Source organism: Novosphingobium meiothermophilum, from assembly GCF_003171715.1.
Classification (GTDB): Bacteria; Pseudomonadota; Alphaproteobacteria; order Sphingomonadales; family Sphingomonadaceae; genus Novosphingobium; species Novosphingobium meiothermophilum.
On sequence record NZ_QGHL01000020.1, the window covers coordinates 253,900 to 273,714 of the forward strand.

19 protein-coding genes are annotated in these 19,815 nt (G+C 65.8%); 13 read left to right on the forward strand and 6 right to left on the reverse strand.

All coding sequences use genetic code 11. The features are described 5' to 3' along the window. Nucleotides 1–118: 118 nt before the first annotated feature. The 4 genes from DKM43_RS16040 to DKM43_RS16055 all read left to right on the forward strand — a co-directional run bounded on the left by DKM43_RS16040 (nt 119) and on the right by DKM43_RS16055 (nt 2,677). Nucleotides 119–832, forward strand: a complete 714-nt coding sequence (locus DKM43_RS16040; RefSeq protein ID WP_236632628.1) for a helix-turn-helix transcriptional regulator — start codon at nt 119–121, stop codon at nt 830–832. A gap of 119 nt (nt 833–951) precedes the next feature. Next, the gene (locus tag DKM43_RS16045; protein WP_109799493.1) at nt 952–1,374 is read left to right on the forward strand and encodes a hypothetical protein; all 423 of its coding nucleotides are present in this window, start codon (nt 952–954) and stop codon (nt 1,372–1,374) included. Between the two features lie 132 nt (nt 1,375–1,506). After that, nucleotides 1,507–1,953 carry a hypothetical protein gene (locus tag DKM43_RS16050; protein WP_109799494.1) on the forward strand — a complete coding sequence of 149 codons (447 nt, stop codon included), beginning with the start codon at nt 1,507–1,509 and terminating at the stop codon, nt 1,951–1,953. Nucleotides 1,954–2,143: 190 nt separating this feature from the next. Further along, nucleotides 2,144–2,677, forward strand: coding sequence for a winged helix DNA-binding protein (locus DKM43_RS16055; RefSeq protein WP_109799495.1), 534 nt, complete (start codon nt 2,144–2,146; stop codon nt 2,675–2,677). An 89-nt stretch (nt 2,678–2,766) separates the two neighbouring features. Here the strand turns inward: DKM43_RS16055 and DKM43_RS16060 are convergent, their stop codons facing one another. After that, on the reverse strand, nt 2,767–3,357 hold the full coding sequence (locus DKM43_RS16060) for a PAS domain-containing protein (RefSeq protein WP_201739895.1): 591 nt from the start codon (nt 3,355–3,357) through the stop codon (nt 2,767–2,769). A gap of 164 nt (nt 3,358–3,521) precedes the next feature. Here DKM43_RS16060 and folE point away from each other — a divergent pair, with 164 nt between their 5' ends. Genes folE through DKM43_RS16075 form a run of 3 tightly spaced genes read left to right on the forward strand, consistent with a single transcriptional unit; the run spans nt 3,522 to nt 5,642 of the window. After that, nucleotides 3,522–4,118, forward strand: a complete 597-nt coding sequence (gene folE, locus DKM43_RS16065) for a GTP cyclohydrolase I FolE (protein ID WP_109799564.1) — start codon at nt 3,522–3,524, stop codon at nt 4,116–4,118. Between the two features lie 22 nt (nt 4,119–4,140). After that, the gene (locus DKM43_RS16070) at nt 4,141–5,109 is read left to right on the forward strand and encodes an NAD(P)/FAD-dependent oxidoreductase (RefSeq protein WP_109799496.1); all 969 of its coding nucleotides are present in this window, start codon (nt 4,141–4,143) and stop codon (nt 5,107–5,109) included. Nucleotides 5,110–5,159: 50 nt separating this feature from the next. Then, the gene (locus DKM43_RS16075) at nt 5,160–5,642 is read left to right on the forward strand and encodes a PaaI family thioesterase (protein ID WP_109799497.1); all 483 of its coding nucleotides are present in this window, start codon (nt 5,160–5,162) and stop codon (nt 5,640–5,642) included. 77 nt (nt 5,643–5,719) lie between these two features. On the opposite strand, the gene DKM43_RS16080 is transcribed toward DKM43_RS16075, so the two are convergent. Next, nucleotides 5,720–6,148: a hypothetical protein gene (locus DKM43_RS16080; protein WP_145960542.1), complete on the reverse strand. Its 429-nt coding sequence runs from the start codon at nt 6,146–6,148 to the stop codon at nt 5,720–5,722. A 102-nt stretch (nt 6,149–6,250) separates the two neighbouring features. Then, nucleotides 6,251–7,159, reverse strand: a complete 909-nt coding sequence (locus tag DKM43_RS16085; RefSeq protein WP_109799499.1) for a LysR family transcriptional regulator — start codon at nt 7,157–7,159, stop codon at nt 6,251–6,253. A gap of 163 nt (nt 7,160–7,322) precedes the next feature. On the opposite strand from DKM43_RS16085, the gene DKM43_RS16090 reads away from it, so the two are divergent. Genes DKM43_RS16090 through DKM43_RS16110 form a run of 5 tightly spaced genes read left to right on the forward strand, consistent with a single transcriptional unit; the run spans nt 7,323 to nt 13,071 of the window. Beyond that, on the forward strand, nt 7,323–8,240 hold the full coding sequence (locus DKM43_RS16090; protein WP_109799500.1) for an SDR family NAD(P)-dependent oxidoreductase: 918 nt from the start codon (nt 7,323–7,325) through the stop codon (nt 8,238–8,240). 12 nt (nt 8,241–8,252) lie between these two features. Continuing rightward, the gene (locus tag DKM43_RS16095) at nt 8,253–9,446 is read left to right on the forward strand and encodes an acyl-CoA dehydrogenase family protein (RefSeq protein ID WP_109799501.1); all 1,194 of its coding nucleotides are present in this window, start codon (nt 8,253–8,255) and stop codon (nt 9,444–9,446) included. Between the two features lie 3 nt (nt 9,447–9,449). Continuing rightward, nucleotides 9,450–10,676 carry a CoA transferase gene (locus DKM43_RS16100; protein WP_109799502.1) on the forward strand — a complete coding sequence of 409 codons (1,227 nt, stop codon included), beginning with the start codon at nt 9,450–9,452 and terminating at the stop codon, nt 10,674–10,676. Nucleotides 10,677–10,690: 14 nt separating this feature from the next. Then, nucleotides 10,691–11,905, forward strand: coding sequence for an acetyl-CoA C-acetyltransferase (locus tag DKM43_RS16105; protein WP_109799503.1), 1,215 nt, complete (start codon nt 10,691–10,693; stop codon nt 11,903–11,905). Next, nucleotides 11,902–13,071, forward strand: coding sequence for an acyl-CoA dehydrogenase family protein (locus DKM43_RS16110; RefSeq protein ID WP_201739896.1), 1,170 nt, complete (start codon nt 11,902–11,904; stop codon nt 13,069–13,071). The genes DKM43_RS16105 and DKM43_RS16110 overlap by 4 nt, the downstream gene beginning before the upstream one ends. Nucleotides 13,072–13,102: 31 nt before the next feature. Here the strand turns inward: DKM43_RS16110 and DKM43_RS16115 are convergent, their stop codons facing one another. The 3 genes from DKM43_RS16115 to DKM43_RS16125 are packed head-to-tail and all read right to left on the reverse strand — an operon-like array spanning nt 13,103 to nt 18,942. Further along, nucleotides 13,103–14,533: an efflux transporter outer membrane subunit gene (locus DKM43_RS16115; RefSeq protein ID WP_109799504.1), complete on the reverse strand. Its 1,431-nt coding sequence runs from the start codon at nt 14,531–14,533 to the stop codon at nt 13,103–13,105. Then, nucleotides 14,530–17,712, reverse strand: a complete 3,183-nt coding sequence (locus DKM43_RS16120) for an efflux RND transporter permease subunit (protein WP_109799505.1) — start codon at nt 17,710–17,712, stop codon at nt 14,530–14,532. Before DKM43_RS16120 ends, DKM43_RS16115 begins: the two co-directional genes overlap by 4 nt. Before the next feature lie 6 nt (nt 17,713–17,718). Continuing rightward, nucleotides 17,719–18,942, reverse strand: a complete 1,224-nt coding sequence (locus tag DKM43_RS16125; RefSeq protein WP_236632629.1) for an efflux RND transporter periplasmic adaptor subunit — start codon at nt 18,940–18,942, stop codon at nt 17,719–17,721. Nucleotides 18,943–19,311: 369 nt separating this feature from the next. On the opposite strand from DKM43_RS16125, the gene DKM43_RS16130 reads away from it, so the two are divergent. Beyond that, entirely contained in the window at nt 19,312–19,587 is a 276-nt protein-coding gene (locus tag DKM43_RS16130; protein ID WP_109799506.1) for an HU family DNA-binding protein, read from the forward strand. Nucleotides 19,588–19,815 lie beyond the last annotated feature (228 nt).

Here is a 19,815-nt window from a genome sequence, read left to right on the forward strand (position 1 = left end):
CGATTCGTAACGGCGCGCACTCAGCGCGCAGGGCAAGTTCCGGCTATGCACCAGAAAATCGGGCTTGCCCATAAACCGGCGTTCGCACCTCTTTTGACTTTGGTTAAGGAAAATGCCGTTGGAATCGGCATTCGCGTTAACAGACAGCCATTGGAACCCGCGCGGTTTTGCGGCACAATCGCGAGACCGGGTGTTTACCTTTATCAACCCGAAACGGGCCTTTCTGGGTGTTGCAAAAAAGATGACCGTAGCCGGCGACGTGTTCGACAATCCTCTGGTGGAGCTGACCGCAAAACAGCGCGAGGTGCTGGACCTGCTGATCCAGCACAAAACCTCGAAAGAGATATCGCGCCTGCTGGGCATATCGCCCCATACGGTGGACCAGCGCATCATGCTGGCCCGCGCCAAGCTGGGCGTGGCGACGCGCGGCGAGGTGGCGCAAGCCTACCGGCGGCTCGTCGAGACATACGAACAACCCGTATATGAAATATCCCATATCGGCTTTCCGCCCCTGCCCCGCGATGATGCAAAGCAGGACGACACGGCAGTCGCGGCAGACCAACCGGAAGGGGTGCAGCAACCATCCCCGACACAGACCGGAACGGCTGCAAGCCTGATCTCCGACATGCCCGCCTTCCTCCGCGAAGGGCAAGGCAAGGCGGACCGGAATGATGGCATCGCGGATTACCGTGTCCTCCCGGAGATGTTCGACGGGCCGAATGGCACGCTCGTCAGGCTCAGCTTCATCGGCGGCCTGACGGTGTTCCTGATCCTGATCGTGCTGAGGGGGCTGAGCATGTTTGCACAGCTGGGAACCCTGCTCGACGGCTGACGGCCAGCCGGCCGGCCCTGAGGCATCTTCTGTCAGGAACGGGATGACCGGTGCGGGGGCACTGCCATCCCTTTGAACAGGGGCCGGTGCGCCGATGAGGCGCACGGGTGGGAGCGACAATGAAGATGACCAACGTGACCGATTTTTCCGCCGCCGCGAACGGCAAGGATGCCTTGTCCGGCAAGACGCAGGCCAATGCCATGACCGTGCACGGTCTGCGCATCACCCGCGATCTGCACGACGCCGAAGCGGCGCTGGACGAAGCCCTGATCCGGCAGGCCAATCTGCTGGCAACGATGGTGCGCGCCCGGCGCGAAACCGCGGTTGGCCCGTTCACCGGCCAGGAAGCCCTGCTTCGCCTTGCGGCAAGCCAGAAGGCCGTGCTGGAAGCAAGCGGCGAACTGGCGCGGGTGCACGGAAAGCTGCTGGCCGTGGGCCAGGAAGTGCGCTCAGGACTGGTTGACGATTGCCCCGCGGCGGGCTCGCTTGACGATGGGAGCGCCGACGCGGCCCGTCCCGCTGGCATGGTCCGTGCCGCCTGACAGCGTGGCAGGGACAATGCACGCCAAAACCGGACATTGCATGAGCCATCAGCGCATGAGCGATCAGCGCCATGGCCAGACGCGACCGACGCATCGCGGGACCGGCGATCCCGCGATGCCGGAGTTCGGCCAATGACGGTGATCTGGGCCTTGCGGATCCTGACAGCAGCAATTCTGGCTTTTGCCCTGCGCAAAGGGGATGAGCCGGAGAGGCTGGTGGCGGCAATCCTGATTGCAACCATCGTGCTCGACATCCTCAACCACGCCATGTTCGGCTTCACCGAGTTCTTCGTGGTGAACCCCGGCCATCTCGTGATCGACGGGTGGGGCGCTCTGGCTCTGCTGTGGGTGGCGCTGCGCGCCAACCGTGGCTGGCCGATGCTGGTGAGCGCGGCGCAGATCATCGTGGTTCTGGGCCATCTGGCCAAGATCATCGATCTGTCGCTGGTCCGTTTCGGCTACTTCGCGATGACCCAGTTGCCGATCGCGATTCAGGCCATGGCCCTGTTTGCGGGAACCTGGGCGCACATGCGGCGCGAGGAGCGGATTGGCCGTTATCGCGGCTGGCGTCTCGCCTGAGGCGACGGCGGCAACCAGCACCACATCATACCGAAGGACAGATGCGGGCAACCGGCGCGGGTTTGCCGCAGCCCTGGGGAGGGTTGCGGCAAGCATCACCCCCGCCCCGGAAGCGCGCCTCTGTCAGAACCGAAACATCCTTTCAGGCCCGATGCAAAGGTTGCGGGCCTGCCTTCAGGGGAGCACGATCATGACCGTTCGTTCCATGCGCGCCGCGTCTGGAAGCAACCCGGTGCAGCTGGCCGGTCGCCGCAGCATCGCCCGTTCGCTCCAGCCGGTGCCCGCCATCACGGCGCTTAATCCGCAGAGCATCGCGCGGCACACCGCGATTGCCCGCGCGGTCTATGCCTGCCGCCGACGCCGCCACAAGTTCCTGCCTGCCGACCTGTTCGGCGAGCCGACCTGGGACATCCTGCTTGACCTCTACATCGCCGAGCGCGAGGAGCGGCGCGTGCCGACCACCAGTGCCTGCATCGGTGCGCATGTGCCGCCGACGACCGCGCTGCGCTGGCTACGCATCCTTGAAGCGCGCGGCCTTGTGGAGCGCGAGGACGACGGGCGCGACGGACGGCGCACCTTCGTGCGGCTGACGCAGAACGGCCTCATGGCGGTGGATGCCACGCTGAGCATGCTGGGCGCCGCGATCGACGACTTGCAGATTACCGCTGCGCCGGATGAAGCTGATGCGCCACAGGAAAGCGCCATGCTTGAAGCGGCACAGTGAACGCTTCCCCGGAAGGCCGGGCGGAATTGCACCCGCCGCCCGGCCGACCGGGGTGTGCGCAGGATTAAAGCGAAAAATCTGACCGGGCGTCAGAAACCGGCTTCGATGGCCACTCGGATGGCGTCGGCACTGGTCTTCACATCGAGGCCCTTGAGCACGGCAGACCGGTGCATCTTGACCGTCCGTTCGCTCAGCCCCAGCTCGTAGGCAATCTGCTTGTTGAGCTTGCCCGCAGCCATGAGCACCAGGATTTCCTTCTGGCGGCGGCTCAGCCGTTCGACGCGTTCGGCCGCATCGCTGCGCCGCACATCGTTGGCCTGCCCCTGCTCCTCGGCGATTTCCACCTGCGAGCCGAGGAAATATTCGACCTCGCCATTGGCATCGAAGATAGGCGCCACCATGACCGCGTTGCGGAAGCGGGTGCCGTCCTTCTTGTAATTGATGATCTCGACCATGACGGGCTGCTTGCGCCAGATGCCGTCGCGCAGGATGCGCGCCTTGTCATCCTCGGTGCCCGAACCGCGCAGGAAGCGGCAGTTGCGACCGATGATCTCCTCGCGGCTGTAGCCGGTCAGTTCCACGAAGGCATCGTTGCAGGCAATGATCGGGTTGTCCGGCAGGCGCGGATTGCTGATGACGGCGGCCGTCGGGCTGGAAGCGATCATCTCGGCTATGGACATGGGGCATATATAGGCGATCTGCGCGCGATTTCCAGCCCGTGCCCTTTGGTCCGTGTTGTTTGCAAGGGGCGTGCGGCGCATCCGGGGACCATCCCGAAACGCCGCAATCCGGAGCGCAGCCGCCGATGAACGTCTATTCTCCATCCATCGCCGCGCAGACGGGAATGGCCGACGTGATCGGCGCGGACGGCAAGCTGGTGGTCCCCGCCGAAGTGGAAGATGCAATCCGCACGCTGATCCGCTGGGCGGGCGACGTGCCCGAACGCGAGGGCCTGCTCGACACGCCCAAGCGGGTGGCGCGGGCATGGCGCGAATACTGCGCCGGCTATGCCGAGGATCCGGGGCTGCACCTTTCGCGCACCTTCGAGGAAGTGGGCGGCTATGACGAGGTGGTGCTGCTGCGGGACATTCCCTTCCAGAGCCACTGCGAACACCACATGGCCCCGATCATCGGCACGGCTTCGATCGCCTATCTGCCGAAGGACCGCGTGGTGGGAATCTCCAAGTTGGCCCGCGTGCTGCACGGCTTTGCCCGCCGCTTGCAGGTGCAGGAACGGCTGACCGCCGAAGTGGCGCAGTGCATCTGGGACAACCTTCAGCCCCAGGGCGTGGCCGTGGTCATCGAAGCGCAGCACGGGTGCATGACCGGGCGCGGCGTGCGCACGCACGGCGTGGGCATGGTGACAAGCCGGATGCTCGGCTGCTTCCTTGAGGACGCCAGCAGCCGCAAGGAAGTGCTGAGCCTGATGGGACGTGGCTGAACGCCCGAAAACATCCATGAAAATGCAAGTTGCCATTGTGGGCGCCGGCATGGCCGGTCTGTCCTGTGCTTCCCGGCTGGTCCGTTCCGGGCACAAGGTTTCGCTGTTCGACAAGGGACGCGGCCCCGGCGGGCGCATGTCCACCCGGCGGATGCAGACCCCGCTGGGCGAAGCGCACTTCGACCACGGCGCGCAGTATTTCACCGTGCGCGACCCCGCCTTCATGGCGCAGGTGGCGCGCTGGTCGGCCAGCGGCGTGGCCGCGCCCTGGCCCGCCGCCGGAACCGGCGCATGGGTGGGCGTGCCCACGATGAACGCGGTGGTCAAGGAAATGGCCGATCAGCATGACGTGAGCTTCGGCTGGCACGTGCGAGGGCTGGTGAAGCGCGACGGGCGCTGGTTCCTGACGGGCGATACCGCCAGGGAGGAACGGGCAGAGGCAGGCCCGTTTGACGCGGTGGTGGTCTCGCTTCCGCCCGAACAGGCCGCTGCGATCGTGGCGCTGCATGACCTTTCGCTTGCCGCCACGGCGCTGGCAGCGCGCTCGCAGCCCTGCTGGACGGGCATGTTCGCCTTTGCCGGGCGCGTTCCGAGCGCAAGCGACACCGTGCGCGATTGCGGCATCATCGGCTGGGCGGCGCGCAACGCGGCCAAGCCCGGCCGCAAGGGACCGGAAACATGGGTGGTGCAGGCCAGCCCGCACTGGTCGGCCAAGCACATCGACGACAGCGCCGAGGACGTGGCCCGGCGGCTGCTGCATTCGCTGGGCGAAGCGCTTGACATCCTGATGCCCGAACCGGTCGTCTCTGCGGCGCACCGCTGGCGCTATGCCATGTCGACCGGCAGCAATCTGGGTGCACTGTGGAGCGAGCATTCGAAGATCGGCGTCTGCGGCGACTGGCTGCTGGGACCGCGCGTGGAGAATGCGTGGATTTCGGGACGGCACCTTGCGGCCAAGATGATGGCCAGCGTGCCGCAGGAAGTGGCCTGAGCGGACCCAGCCTCTCGACAGGCACCGCCAGCCATGCCTAAACGCCGCTCATGAACAAGGCAGAGACACATGAAGCCCCGATCCGGGGAGGTTTCGTCCCGGTCAGCGAAGGACCGTGGGCCGGTTGGTGGAAGTGGTCGGGCAAGGATCCGTTCGAGGATGGCACCGGCCCGTTCTTCGTGAAGCGCGACGAACGCGGGATCGTGACGGGTTTTCGCCCCGAAGCGAAGAACCTCAACGGGCACGGCATCGTCCACGGCGGGGCGCTCATGACCTTTGCCGACTTTTCGCTGTTCATGGTGGCGGCATCGGGCGGTGACGAGGTGAGCGGCGTGACGGTGACGCTGAACTGCGAATTCGTGAGCGGGGCGCAGGCCGGAGACCTGCTGATCGCACGCGGGGAATGCGTGCGCGCAGGCGGAAGCCTCGTCTTTGCGCGCGGCACCGTGCTGCGCGCGGGGGAGAACGGGGCCGAAGAGGCGGTCCTGACCTTTTCCGGCACGATCAAGCGCGCAAAGCGCATTTCGCACTGAAGACAGCGGCCCTGAGGCACAGTGGCGATCATGGAACCAGAAACGGCGCTGTGCGAGACGTCCGCCAGCCTCCGGACCTAGCGTCTGGACGTGCGCGGCTTCCAGTAGCTGTCGAAGACCGTATCCAGTCTCCGGCCATCGGCGCAGACCATGTCGGCGTGCACCTTGATCGAGCCACGGCCCGATCGTGAGATGAAAGTCATGGTCCGAAGGGTAAAATCCTTCAGAATCTCGGACACGTCGGCCCACGCCAGAACCTGCTGCTTCCCGCCCCGATCATAGCGTAGCCCGTCTGTGTCGATGTAGAGCGTCGGACGGCCGGGAAAGCGGTTTCGGGCCGGGAGGTAGAATGCCCCTGCCAGGAGCAGTCCCGACAATGCCAGGGGGGTAATCGCCCTGTCAGACTGGCCAATGACCACTCCGAGCAGAAGCAGAAGCACGAGGGCTGCCATTGCCAACACGAGCCAGATTTCGTTCCACGAGGGTGGCGCGGGACGGAAAATCATGGGTGTGGATGCCACGTTTCACCTTGACCCAGTGCGCTGAAAATATTCGCCCGAAGGCTATCGTGCGTTCAGCAGCATGAAAAGCACCGCCGCGTGAGCGCCTCAGGCCGCTTCTGCCGCGACCTCGCGCATCTGCTGGCGCAGCCAGGCCAGACCTTCATCGTCGGCGCGGGACTGGTGGAACTGCATCATCTCGTTCATCTTCGGGAACGGGAAAGGCATTCTGGCCCAGGCGAGATCGAACCGGCTGGCGATCTGGCGCACGAGGCGTTCGTGCAGCACGGCAAGGCGCGACGTGCCCGCGATGAACCACGGCGCGGAGGCGAAGCTGGACACGGTGACTTCGATGGCCCGATCACAGCCCATGCGCGCCAGCGTGGAATCGGCAAAGGCGGGAACCCGGTTCGATCCGAAAGCCACCGTCACATGCCCCGCGGCAAGGAAATCCTCCTCGGTCAGCCCGCGCGCGAAGACAGGGTTGCGCGCCCAGCCGACAACGACCTGTTCCTCCTCGAACAGGACTTCGTGCGGGTGCCATGCGGCAAGGAACGGTTCGGGCGTGATGAGCAGATCGGCCCTGCCCGATTCCAGTTCGCCGATGCTGTGTTCGGTGGGCAGGAGAATCTCGATCCGCAGATGCGGCGCGATCGTGGCGAAGCGGTGCATGAGGGGCACCAGCACGGCCACCATGATATAGTCCGAACCGATCACCCGGAAACAGCGATTGGAGGTGGCGGGATCAAACGCGGTGGGCGCGGTGATGGCGCGTTCCACCCCGCGCAGGGCAAGCTGGATCTGGGGATGCAGGCTTTCGGCAAAGGGCGTGGGGTGCATCCGCTTGCCCACGGGCACCACGATCTCGTCGCGGAAATAATCGCGCAGGCGGCGCAGCGCGGCGCTGGTGGCAGGCTGGGTCAGTCCGATGCGTTCGGCGGTGCGCGTGACGCTGCGCGTTTCCATGAGAGCATCGAAGACGACCAAGAGGTTGAGATCGAGCCCCTTGAACCGCATGGCTGCACTGCTCCCGTTCAATCAGAATGTGAATGATGCGTGACTTAAACCACAATCGCCGCAAATTGTGAAGCGAATGGCACAGATTGGCGGCGCAGGTGGTTGAAATGATTTAATCGATCAATTAACACCCGTGTCAAGAACACCGTTGCGGGAGATTCGGATGGCAGGGATGCTGGAAGGCAAGGTCGTGGCCGTAACCGGCGCGGGGCGCGGGATCGGGCGCGAAGTGGCGCTGCTGTGCGCGCGCGAAGGCGCGGCCGTGGTGGTGAACGATCCCGGCGTGGCGCAGGGCGGCGACGGCGGCGATGCCGGGCCGGCAGAGACCACCGTGGCCGACATCAAGGCGGCGGGTGGCAGGGCCTGGGCCAACCTTGCCAGCGTGGCCGATCCGTCAGGCGCGGCCAGCATCATCGAGGATGCGGTCCAGCGCTTCGGGCGGATCGACGCGGTGGTGAACAATGCCGGCATCCTGCGCGACACGATCTGGCACAAGATGAGCTACGAAGACTGGACGAGCGTCATCGACGTGAACCTGACCGGCGCGTTCAACGTGTCGAAGGCGGCAACCCCCTATTTCCGCGAGCAGCAATCGGGCAGCTTCATCCATTTCACCTCGACCAGCGGCCTGATCGGCAACGTGGGGCAGGCCAACTATTCGGCGGCAAAGCTGGGCCTTGTGGCGCTTTCGCATTCCATCGCGCTCGACATGGCGCGCTGGGGTGTGCGGTCCAACTGCGTGGCGCCGTTTGCATGGAGCCGGATGACCGCCTCGATCCCGGCCGAAACGCCCGCCCAGAAGGAACGGGTGGAACGGCTGAAGGCGATGAGCGCCGACAAGATCGCCCCGCTGGTGGCGTTCCTTGCATCGGACGCGGCAAAGGACGTGAACAACCAGATCTTCTCGGTCCGCAAGAACGAGATCGTGCTGTTTTCCAAGCCTCGCCCGGCGCGCTCGATGGTGAAGCTGGAAGGCTGGACGCCCGCGAGCATTGCGTCCGAACTGATCCCCGCCTTCCAGAGCAGCTTTGCGTGCGCCGACGAAGTGACCGCGCACGTCTTCCCTTATGATCCGGTCTGAGGACACCACAGCATGAGCACTGCCAACCCCGGCAACGCGGGCATGGACCCCGAAATCTTCGCCCAGTTCATCGAGCAGTTGCGCCGCTATGTGCGCGAACGGCTGATCCCGGCCGAGGACGACGTGATCGCGCAGGACCGCATCCCTGACGAAATCCTTGGCGAAATGCGCGAAATGGGCCTGTTCGGCATCACCATCCCCGAAGAGTTCGGCGGGGCGGGCATGAACATCAGCCAGTATATCGAGACGGTCAAGCAGATGAGCTATGCCGCGCCTGCCTATCGTTCGACCATCTCGATCAACATCGGCATGACCGGAAGCGCGATCAAGAACTTCGGCACGCCAGAACAGAAGGCCGAATGGCTGCCGCGCATTGCCAGCGGGGAAATCGCCTGCTTCGGCCTGACCGAGCCGGGATCGGGATCGGACAGCGCCGCCATGCAGACCACCGCCGTGCGCGATGGCAACGGATACCGGCTGAACGGCACCAAGCGCTATATCACCAACAGCCCCTGGGCGAAGATCGGCCTCATCATGGCGCGCACATCCAAGGAGGCGCTGCCCAAGAACGCGCATGTTTCGGCCTTCATCGTGGATATGACGACGCCCGGCATCACCGTGGGCAAGCCCGACAAGAAGATGGGGCAATCGGGCGCGCACATTGCCGATGTCATCATGGAAGACGTGCATGTCCCCGGATCGGCGCTGGTCGGCGGGGAGGAAGGGCGCGGTTTCCAGATCGCGATGCAGAGCCTCGACAACGGGCGGCTTTCGGTTGCGGGCATGGGCGTGGGCATGGGGCGCCGCGCGCTCGACACCGCGATCCGCTATGCCAGCGAGCGCAAGGCCTTTGGCGAACCGATCGCGAACTTTCAGCTTATTCAGGCCATGCTGGCCGACAGCGAAGCCGACCTTTATGCCGCCGAGTGCATGATCGCCGATGCCTGCGCGCGGGCCGACCGCGGCGAAAACATCCAGCGCAAGGCCGCCGCCGCCAAGCTCTTCGCCTCCGAAGCCTGCGGGCGCGTGGTGGACCGCTGCGTGCAGGTGTTCGGCGGGGCAGGATACCTTGCCGAATATCCGGCCGAGCGCTTCTTCCGCGATGCGCGCATCCTGCGCATCTACGAAGGCACCAGCCAGATCATGCAGCTTCAGATCGCCAAGCACATGCTGCGCGAGTTCGCCCGCGAAGGCTCGGTCTGGTAGGGCATGTACCAGCTTCTGTCGGGCCTTTCGATCATCGAGGTCTCCTCGTTCGTGGCCTCGCCCACGGCGGGTCTCTATTGCGCGCAGATGGGCGCCGAGGTCATCCGCATCGACGACCGGCGCGGCGGGCTGGACTATCGCCGCCAGTTGACCACGCGCGAGGGGCGCTCGCTTTCATGGGAGAACCTGAACCGCGCCAAGAAGAGCGTCGCGCTCGACCTGCAATCGGACGAGGGGCGCGAACTGGCGGTGGAACTGGCGCGCGGCTGCGGGCAGGTCATCACCAATCTGCCGCCGGACAGTTTCATGGCGCACGCGCGCATGGCCGAGGGACGGCCCGATCTGGTTTCGGTGCGCATCCTTGGCTGGCATGACGGGCGTCAGGCCATGGACTTCACCGTCAATGCGGCCACCGGCTATCCGCTGATGACGGGACCGGAAGAGTGGGACCCGGAAAGTGCCCCGCCGGTGAACCAGATCCTGCCCGCGTGGGATTTCATCACCGGGGCCTATTGCGCCTTCGCGCTGCTGGCGGCGCTGCGCCACCGCGATGCCACCGGCGAAGGCAGCGAAGTGCGCGTGCCGCTGGGCGATGTGGCGATCGGCACGGCCTTCAACGCGGGGGCGGCGCCCGAAATGCTCTATCGCGGGGCCAACCGCGAACGCATCGGCAATGCCATCTGGGGAGCGTTCGGGCGCGATTTCCGCAGTCGCGACGGCATCCGTTTCATGATCGCCGCGCTGACGGCCAAGCAGTGGCGCGCAACGGTGGACGCCTTCGGCCTTGCCCCCGACGTGGCCGCGCTGGAGGCGGAACTGGGCGAGGACTTTGCGGCAAGCGACAACGCGCGGTTTGTCCATCGCCGGCGCCTGTTCACCCTGTTCCAGCGCGCGGCGGAGCGGTTCGACTATGCCGAAATGGCCGCGCGCCTGACGCGGGCGGGGGCAACGTTCGAGCGTTATCGCACGATGCACGACATGGCGCAGGACCCGGACCTTGTGACCAACAACCCGCTGTTCGGCCCATCACCCGCCAATCCCAGTGGCTTTGCCTATCCCGCGCCGCGCAGCTTTGCCAGCATCGCCGGCCAGACGGCGGGCGATCCGCGCCCTGCCCCCTTTCTTGGCGAACACACCGAGGAAGTGCTGACCGAGCGGCTGGGCCTTTCAGCCGGGCAGATCGCTGCGCTGATCGACCGGGGCGTGGTGGCCACGTCAGACGGCCCATAACACAAGGACAGAGCATGACCCTCAGAAGAGCCGCCATCGTCGCCCCCTTGCGCACCGCAGTCGGCAAGTTCGGCGGCGCGCTTGCTCCGTTGACCGCGGGCGAACTTGGCGCGGTAATCCTCAACGCGCTGATCGAACGCACCGGCATCGATCCGGCACGGGTGGACGATGTGGTCTTTGCACAGGGCTATGGCAGCGGCGAGGCGCCGTGCATCGCGCACTGGTCGTGGCTGCTGGCGGGCCTGCCCGAAGAGGTGCCCGGCTATCAGCTTGACCGGCGCTGCGGATCGGGACTTCAGGCGATCGTCAATGCGGCCATGATGGTGCAGACCGGCGTTTCGGACGTGGTGGTGGCAGGCGGCGTGGAATCCATGTCGAACGTGGAGCACTACACCACCGACGTGCGCAAGGGCGTACGCGCCGGAAGCCTGACCCTGCATGACCGGCTGACGCGCGGGCGCGTGATGAGCCAGCCGATCGAGCGCTATGGCGTGATCTCCGGCATGATCGAGACGGCGGAGAATCTGGCGCGCGACTTCGGCATAAGCCGCGAAGCCTGCGACGCCTACGCCGTGCGCAGCCACCAGCGCGCGGCGGCGGCATGGGCCGGCAGCCTGTTTGACGATGAACTGGTGCCGGTTCCCGTGCCGCAGAAGAAGGGCGATCCGGTGATGTTCGCTCATGACGAAGGCTATCGGGCCGATGCCACGATGGAAACACTGGGCAAGCTGCGCCCGATCGAAGGCGGCGTGGTGACGGCAGGCAATGCCAGCCAGCAAAACGATGCGGCTGCCGCCTGCCTTGTGGTGGCCGAGGACAGGCTGGACGAACTGGGGCTGGAGCCGATCGCATGGTTCCATTCGTGGGCGGCGGCGGGCTGCGATCCATCGCGCATGGGCTTTGGCCCAGTGCCCGCAACCGAGCGCCTGTTTGCGCGCAACGGGCTTTCGTGGAAGGACATCGACCTGATCGAGCTTAACGAAGCCTTCGCGCCGCAGGTGCTGGCCTGCCTCAAGGGCTGGGGCTGGTCGGACGACGACAGCCGCCACGAAATGCTCAACGTCAACGGATCGGGCATCAGCCTAGGTCATCCCATCGGCGCGACGGGAGGGCGCATCCTTGCCAACCTGACGCGCGAACTGAAGCGGCGCGGCGGGCGCTACGGGCTGGAGACGATGTGCATTGGCGGCGGACAGGGCATTGCCGCCGTGTTCGAGGCCGCGCAATGATCCTTTCCCCTTACGACAGCGAGGACCACGGCGAAATCCGCGAAGGGGTGCGCAAGCTGTGCGCGCAGTTTCCCGGCGAATACTGGCGCGCGCTTGACCGGAACCGCGAATATCCCACCGCCTTCGTGAAGGCGCTGACCGAGGCCGGATACCTTTCCGTGCTGATCCCCGAAGAATACGGCGGATCGGGCCTTGGCCTTGGCGCGGCGGCAGCCATCCTTGAGACGATTCAGGCCGAAGGCGGCAATGGCGGAGCCTGCCACGCGCAGATGTACACGATGGGCACGATCCTGCGCCACGGATCGGAAGCGCAGAAGCGCTTCTACCTGCCGCAGATTGCAAGCGGCGCGCTGCGCCTGCAAGCCTTTGGCGTGACCGAGCCGACGAGCGGCACCGATACCACGAGCTTGCGCACCTTCGCCCGGCGCGAGGGCGACGAATACGTGGTGAACGGCCAGAAGATCTGGACCAGCCGCGCCGAACATTCCGACCTCATGCTGCTGCTGGCGCGCACCACCCCCAGGGAACAGGCCGCGAAGAAGACCGAGGGGCTTTCGGTGTTCATCGTGGACATGCGCGAGGTGGTTGGCAAGTCGCTCACCATCCGGCCGATCCGCACGATGATGAACCACGCGACGACCGAGGTGTTCTTCGACAACATGCGCATCCCGGCGGCCAACCTGCTGGGCGAGGAAGGCAAGGGCTTTCGCTATATCCTGTCGGGCATGAACGCCGAGCGTGTGCTGATTGCGGCCGAATGCGTGGGCGATGCCAAGTGGTTCACGCGCCGGTCGGTGGACTATGCCAAGGAGCGGCAGGTCTTTGGCCGCGCCATCGGTGCCAATCAGGGCGTGGCCTTTCCCATTGCCAGGGCATACGCGAACATGCGCGCGGCCGAACTCATGGTGCGCGAGGCCGCCCGGCTTTACGAGGCCGGCCTGCCGATGGGGGCGGAGGCGAACATGGCCAAGATGCTGGCCGCCGATGCTTCATGGGAAGCGGGCAACGCCTGCGTGCAGACCCACGGCGGCTTCGGCTTTGCCGAGGAATACGACGTGGAGCGCAAGCTGCGCGAAACCCGGCTTTATCAGGTGGCGCCGATCAGCACGAACCTGATCCTTTCCCACCTTGCCGAACACGTGCTGGGGCTTCCACGCAGTTACTGACCGGGCCCGCAGCGACTGAACCGGGGCGCGGCTACCGCGCGGGTGCATCCTGCCCCGTGGTTTCGACCAGCCCCCCGCCCAGGGCGCGATACAATTCCACCATGTTGGCGGCGCGCGTCAGGCGCGCGGCGATGAGCGACTGCTGCGCGTTATAGAGCGTGCGCTGCGCATCGAGCGCTTCGAGATAGCTGGCGACGCCCACCTTGAAGCGTTCCTCGCTGAGCGTGCGGGCCGTGGCGGCATTGGCTTCGAGGCTGGCCTGCGCGCGCAGGCTTTCGTCGATGGTGCCGCGCCGCGCCAGGGCATCGGCCACTTCGCGGAACGCGACCTGAATGGCGCGTTCGTAGGTGGCGACCGCAGCATCGCGCGCAGCCTTGGCGGCTTTGAGGTTGTTGGCCGTGGCACCACCATCGAACAGGCGCGGGCGCAGCGCGGTGTTCGCGGTTTTCTGGAAGGCGTTCTGGCTGAAGATGCGCGTCAGGCCGGGACTGGCATAGCCGAACAGCCCGGTGAGCGAGAGCGTGGGGAAGAACGCGGCGCGCGCCACGCCGATATTGGCATTGGCCGCGCGCAGACTGTGTTCGGCGGCCAGCACATCGGGTCGCCGCAGCAGGACATCGGACGACAGCCCCACGGGAAGCGCGGCCAGCAACTGATCGCCCGTGCCCAGCGTTGCGGGCAGGAGATCATCGGCAAGCGGGCCGCCCGCGATCAGTTCGAGCGCGTTGCGCGCCTGTGCCTGACTGGTGGTGAGATCGGCAACGGCGGCTTCGGCCTGATTGAGCAGCGCGGTGGCATTGGCCACATCGAGCCGCGTGCCGATGCCCATGGCCTCGCGCCGCTGCACCAGCGCAAGCGTTGCCCGCCGGGTTTCGAGCGTTTCGCGCGCGATGCGCAGGCCATCGGAAATCGCGGCATGGCTGAGCCACGCGCTGGCGGTTTCGGCGACAAGCGCGATCTGCGTGGACTTGCGCCCCTCATCAGTGGCGAGCCACGTCTGGAAGGCGGCCTCGCTCTGGTTGCGCAGGCGTCCCCACAGGTCGATCTCGTAGGCGCTGGACCCGGCCTGCACGAGGAAATTGTCGGTCACGCGGCCCTGCGTGCCCTGCACCGCAGAGAGCACCGCCGCACCATTGACGATGGGGAACAGGGCCGCCCGGTTGACCCGGTAGAGCGCGCGGGCACGTTCGACATTGGCAAGCGTGGCGCGCAGGTTGCGATTATCCGCGAGCGCCTGTTCGATCACCTTCTGAAGGCGCGGATCGGTGAAGAAGTTGCGCCAGCCGATGGCATCGACCGCCTCTCCCTGCTGTGCGGCAAGCGCCGGATAGGCCGCGCCCTGCGGCAGGGCGGGGGCTACCGGGGCATCGGGCCGCACATACCTGGGCGCAAGATTGCACGCAGGCAGGGCCAGCACAGGGAGCAAGGCGGCAAGGATGCGCAGCGGGCGGGCGGGCTTCATGGCACCTCTCCCGCGGCAAGCGCAGCTTGCGGTTCCGCCGCTTCGCCGCTTTCGGGCGATGGTCCCTTGCCGGCAGGCGCACCGTGCCGGGCCAGCCAGCCCTTCACCAGCACGAAGAACACAGGCACGAGGAAGATGGCCAGCACCGTGGCCGAGATCATGCCGCCCATCACGCCTGTGCCGATGGCGCGCCGCCCGTTGGCCCCTGCCCCGCTGGCCAGCGCCAGCGGCACCACGCCCGCGATGAAGGCCACGCTGGTCATGATGATCGGACGCAGGCGCAGGCGTGCGCCTTCAAGCGCCGCGGCCACGGGCGCGGCACCCTTTTCCATGGCGGATTCGGCAAACTCGACGATCAGGATCGCGTTCTTGGCGGACAGGCCGATGGTGGTGAGCAACGCCACCTGGAAGTAGATGTCGTTATCGAACCCGCGCAAGGTGACAGCCAGAACCGCCCCGATGATGCCGAGCGGGATCACCAGCAGCACCGCAAAGGGCACCGACCAGCTTTCATAAAGCGCAGCAAGGCACAGGAAGATGAAGAAGATCGAGGCGGCATAGAGCAGACCCGACTGGCTGGAGGCAGCGCGTTCCTGATAGGACAGGCCGCTCCACGCCACATTGAAGCCGCCGGGCAGCGCCTTGGCATTGGCTTCCATGATGTTCATCGCCTCGCCCGAACTGACGCCGGGTGCGCCGCTGCCGTTGAGCTGCTGCGCGGGAATGCCGTTGAAGCGATCGAGCCGGACCGGGCCTTGCGTCCATTCGGACGTGGCGAAGGCGGAGAACGGCGCCATCTGGCCGCTGGCGCTGCGCACGAACCACTGATCGAGATCGGAAGGCTTGGCGCGATAGGGCGCATCGCCCTGCACGAAGACGCGCTTGACCCGGCCGCGATCGACGAAATCGTTCACGTAAAGGCCGCCCCACGCGATAGAGAGCGTGGAATTGGCCGCCGCCGGGGCAATCTGGAAGGCGGTAAGCGCCTCGTCGTCGATCCTGACCCTGAGCTGCGGCGTATCCTCAAGCCCGGCCAGCCGGACCTGACCGAGGCGCTCGTCCTCGGTTGCGGCCTTGACGAGCTGGCGACGGGCGGCGGTGAGCGCCTCGCGCCCGGCGCCGGCGGCGTCCTGAAGCCACATCTCGAACCCGCTGGAATTGCCCAGTCCCCGGATCGGCGCGGGGTTGAGCACGAAGACCTGCGCATCGTTCCATGTGCGGAAGTGGGCATTGAGCCGCTCGACAATGGCCTGCGCGCTGCGGTCCTTGCCTTTGCGTTCGGACCAGTGCTTGAGCGGGACGAACCCCTGCCCGGTGTTCTGCGCATTGCCCGACGGCCCGCGCCCCATGTTCACGAAGACCGCCGCGATATTGTCCTTTTCGGTCTTCTGGATGTAGTCCGAAATACGCAGCGCCACGGCCCATGTCTGTTCGGCGGTGGAGCCGACCGGAAGCTGGAAGCTGATCGAGATGTTGCCCTGATCCTCGTCCGGCAGGAAGCTGGTGGGCAGGCGCAGGTAGAGCACCACCATGGCCAGCGTGATCGCCCCGAACGCCGCCATCCACGGCCAAGGGCGGCCGACCACCCGCGCAAGACGCGAGCGATAGCCCTGTTCAAGCCGTTCATAGTTGCGGTTGAAAGCGCGGAAGAAGCGCCCCTGCGGCTTTTCATGGTGCGCCACGGGCTTGAGCAGCGTTGCGCAGAGCGCGGGCGTGAAGATCAGCGCCACCAGCGCCGAAAGCACCATGGCCGAAACGATGGTGACCGAAAACTGGCGGTAGATCGCACCGGTCGATCCGCCGAAGAAGGCCATCGGCACGAACACGGCAGTGAGCACGAGAGTGATGCCGATCAGTGCCGAGGTGATCTCGCCCATCGATTTGACCGTGGCTTCGAGCGGGCCAAGCCCTTCCTCGTGCATCACGCGCTCGACGTTCTCGACCACGACGATGGCGTCATCGACAAGCAGGCCGATGGCAAGCACCATGCCGAACATGGTGAGCGTGTTCACCGTGTAGCCGAACAGCGACAGCACGCCGAACGTGCCCAGCAGCACGACCGGCACCGCGATGGCCGGGATCAGCGTGGCGCGCCAGCTTTGCAGGAACAGGAACATCACGATCACGACCAGCACGATCGCCTCGAACAGGGACTTGACCACTTCCTCGATCGAGATCTTGACGAATGTGCTGCTGTCGCGCGGGAAGGCGACGTGATAGCCGTAGGGCAGATCCTGCGCGAGTTCGGCGACCTTTTCCTTGACCAGTTCGGCCGTGAGCATGGCATTGGCCCCGGACGCGAGGCTGATCGACATGCCGGTGGCGGGCATTCCGCTGAGGCGGCTGATCGCGCCGTAGTTCTCCTCGCCCATCTCGACGCGGGCAACGTCCCTGAGCTTGACGACCGAGCCATCGACGTTGGTCTTGACGACGATGTTGGCGAACTCTTCCGGGGTTTCGAGACGCGAGCGCGCGGTGACGGTGGCGGTCAGGCGCTGTCCGGGAGGCGCGGGGTTGCCGCCGATCTCGCCCGCGGCGACCTGGGTGTTCTGGGCCTGAAGCGCGGCGACGATATCGGCGGGCATGAGCTGCACCGCCGCCAGCCGCAGCGGATCGAGCCACACGCGCATGGCGAACGAGCCGCCGAAGACCTGCGTGGCGCCGACACCCTCGACCCGCGAGATCGGATCCTGGAAATGGGTGGTAAGGTAATCGGAAATGTCCGAATTGGCGGCGCGGCCCGTCTCGTCATAGATCGAGACGACCATGAGCTGATCGGACTGCGCCTTGTTGACGTTGACGCCCTGCTGCTGGACCACGGCGGGCAGCCGGTTGATGGCACGCGAGATCGCGTTCTGGACCTGGACCTGCGCGGTATCGGGATCGGTGCCCTTCTCGAAGGTGACGGTGATGTTGGCCGAGCCGTTCGAGGAGGTGGCGCTGAAATAGAGCATCCCGTCCAGACCCTTGAGCTGCTGCTCAAGCACCTGCGTGACCGAGTTCTCGACCGTGGCGGCATCGGCCCCGCCGTAAGTGGCGCTGACCGAGATCGTGGGCGGGGCGATATCGGGATACTGTTCGACCCCCATGGTGCTGACGGCCAGCAGCCCCGCCGCCATGACCACGATGGCAAGCACCCAGGCGAAGATCGGACGATAGGCAAAGAACCGCGAGATCATGGCGCGTCAGGCCCCGGCCGCGCCCGCTTCGGGCTTTTTGCCGGAAGGCTTGGTTCCGGCAGGCACGACCTTGGCCTTGATGCCTTCGCGCGCGTTGATGAGACCTTCGACGACCACCCGATCGCCCGGCTTCAGACCGTCCGTGACCAGCCAGTTCTGGCCGACCGGCGTATCGGCGGTGATCTGGCGTTTCTCCAGTTCGTCCTTGGCCGTGGCGACGAGCACGCTGGCGCGGCCGCGCGGATCGCGCGTGACGGCAACCTGCGGCACGAGAATGCCATCGGGGACGACGCCCTGCCCGACACGCGCACGCACGAACAGGCCGGGCAGAAGATCGCCCCTGGGATTGGGCACAACCGCGCGCATGGTGATGGTGCCGGTTTCGGGATTGACGTCGATATCGGCCGGGTTGAGCCTGCCTTTCAGCGGATATTCGCTGCCATCGGGCAGGATCACCGTGACCGGGGCCGCACCAGCCATGAGTTCGCCCTTCTCGATGGCGCGGCGCAGGGCGATGAACTCTGCCCCGGACTGGCGGATGTTGACATACATCGGATCGAGCCGCTGCACCTTGGCCATGGGCGTGGCCTGCGCATTGGTGACGAGCGCGCCTTTGGTGACGAGCGAAATGCCGATGCGCCCGCTGATGGGAGAGGTGACGCGGGTGAATCCGAGATTGACGCTGGCCGATGCCAGCGCGGCGCGAGCCTGCCCGACCTGCGCGCGCGACTGGTGATAGGTGGCCATGGCATCGGCGGCTTCCTGCCTGCTGACCCCGCCCTGTTCGGCCAGCGCGGCAAAGCGTTCGGCGCGCAGGCGGTTCGCCTCGACCGTGGCGCGCGCGGATTCGAGCGCGGCCGCGGCCTGATCGCGCGTGGCCGCCAGAAGGCGGGAATCGATCTGGTAGAGCGGCTGACCCGCCCGCACGAAGGAGCCTTCCTCGAACAGGCGCGCCATGACGATGCCTGCCACCTGCGGGCGCACTTCGGCGATTTCCGAAGCCTCGGTGCGGCCGGCCAGTTCGGTGGTGAGGGGAACCGGTTCGGCACGGGCGACCATGACGCCGACGACCGGAACGGGTTTGGACTTTTCCGCCTTGCCCGAACCGCAGCCGCCAAGCGACAGCGCCAGAACGGCGGGAAGCAAGATGGCCGCGCCGGCTTTCGCCAGAAGCGCAATACGCAGATCAGGTCCGGTGGACGGGATCGTGAATGGCAAGGAAAATCTCACTCCAGAAACCGCGTTTGACCGGTGCAGCGACGGCAATGCCCAGCGCGATTCGCCCCGTGCGGCGGGGGATTCAGCACAGAACGCCCCGTCCCTTGCGGAACCGGTTGCGCCGCGTGTCTAGCAGATTGCTGCACTTGCGCACGTTCCTTGATGGCCATGCGCGACAATTGCGACAGAAAGTTACAATTGCACCGAAGCAACGATGCAGCAGGCCCGATTCGCGCTGATTCGCGGCGTGGCACCCCCAAAATCGAGGCAAAATCGCTCATCATCGCCGAATAACAGTGGAAAGAAGGCCGAAAGGCATGGCTTTGGCGGCCAGCGTTGCGTTAGCCGTGCCTTCCCTTTCCAGCAGAGGACTGCATAGCAATGAACAACAATGACCTCGCCGATATCGTTGCCGCCAACCACGGCCTGACCAAGGCCGACGCCCGCAAGGCCGTCGACAGCGTGTTCGCCGCCATCGCCGACGCCGCCGCCAAGGGCGAGGAAGTTTCGCTGAACGGTTTCGGCAAGTTCAAGGTCAAGAACACCCCGGCCCGCGAAGGCCGCAACCCTTCGACCGGCGCCACCATCCAGATCGCCGCCTCGAACAAGCTGACCTTTGCTGCCGCCAAGGCCGTCAAGGACAAGCTGAACGGCTGATTGGCTGAACGGCTGATTGGCTGAACGGCTGAACGGCTGAACGGCTGATTGGCGAAAGGCCGGATGGCCTGATAGCCGGGCCGCCTTCGGGGCGGCCCGTTGCAGTTCGGGCCTTTGCCTTGGCCGGTGCGGGCGTTGCGCCTTGCGCCGGCCTTTGCATTTGGCCGATGGTGCGTTTTATCGAACGAGGTCACGCCTAGCAGGGCCGGCGCCAGCGCACCCCCTTGC

Excerpts from the sequence above, each read along its gene's own strand:
- DKM43_RS16060 (WP_201739895.1), bottom strand. The coding sequence starts at position 3,357 with ATGTCCATAGCCGAGATGATCGCTTCCAGCCCGACGGCCGCCGTCATC.
- DKM43_RS16110 (WP_201739896.1), top strand. The coding sequence starts at position 11,902 with ATGATCCTTTCCCCTTACGACAGCGAGGACCACGGCGAAATCCGCGAA.
- DKM43_RS16090 (WP_109799500.1), top strand. The coding sequence starts at position 7,323 with ATGGCAGGGATGCTGGAAGGCAAGGTCGTGGCCGTAACCGGCGCGGGG.
- DKM43_RS16105 (WP_109799503.1), top strand. The coding sequence starts at position 10,691 with ATGACCCTCAGAAGAGCCGCCATCGTCGCCCCCTTGCGCACCGCAGTC.
- DKM43_RS16055 (WP_109799495.1), top strand. The coding sequence starts at position 2,144 with ATGACCGTTCGTTCCATGCGCGCCGCGTCTGGAAGCAACCCGGTGCAG.
- DKM43_RS16075 (WP_109799497.1), top strand. The coding sequence starts at position 5,160 with ATGAACAAGGCAGAGACACATGAAGCCCCGATCCGGGGAGGTTTCGTC.
- DKM43_RS16050 (WP_109799494.1), top strand. The coding sequence starts at position 1,507 with ATGACGGTGATCTGGGCCTTGCGGATCCTGACAGCAGCAATTCTGGCT.
- folE (WP_109799564.1), top strand. The coding sequence starts at position 3,522 with ATGGCCGACGTGATCGGCGCGGACGGCAAGCTGGTGGTCCCCGCCGAA.
- DKM43_RS16120 (WP_109799505.1), bottom strand. The coding sequence starts at position 17,712 with ATGATCTCGCGGTTCTTTGCCTATCGTCCGATCTTCGCCTGGGTGCTT.
- DKM43_RS16045 (WP_109799493.1), top strand. The coding sequence starts at position 952 with ATGAAGATGACCAACGTGACCGATTTTTCCGCCGCCGCGAACGGCAAG.
- DKM43_RS16095 (WP_109799501.1), top strand. The coding sequence starts at position 8,253 with ATGAGCACTGCCAACCCCGGCAACGCGGGCATGGACCCCGAAATCTTC.
- DKM43_RS16100 (WP_109799502.1), top strand. The coding sequence starts at position 9,450 with ATGTACCAGCTTCTGTCGGGCCTTTCGATCATCGAGGTCTCCTCGTTC.
- DKM43_RS16080 (WP_145960542.1), bottom strand. The coding sequence starts at position 6,148 with ATGATTTTCCGTCCCGCGCCACCCTCGTGGAACGAAATCTGGCTCGTG.
- DKM43_RS16115 (WP_109799504.1), bottom strand. The coding sequence starts at position 14,533 with ATGAAGCCCGCCCGCCCGCTGCGCATCCTTGCCGCCTTGCTCCCTGTG.
- DKM43_RS16085 (WP_109799499.1), bottom strand. The coding sequence starts at position 7,159 with ATGCGGTTCAAGGGGCTCGATCTCAACCTCTTGGTCGTCTTCGATGCT.
- DKM43_RS16130 (WP_109799506.1), top strand. The coding sequence starts at position 19,312 with ATGAACAACAATGACCTCGCCGATATCGTTGCCGCCAACCACGGCCTG.
- DKM43_RS16070 (WP_109799496.1), top strand. The coding sequence starts at position 4,141 with ATGCAAGTTGCCATTGTGGGCGCCGGCATGGCCGGTCTGTCCTGTGCT.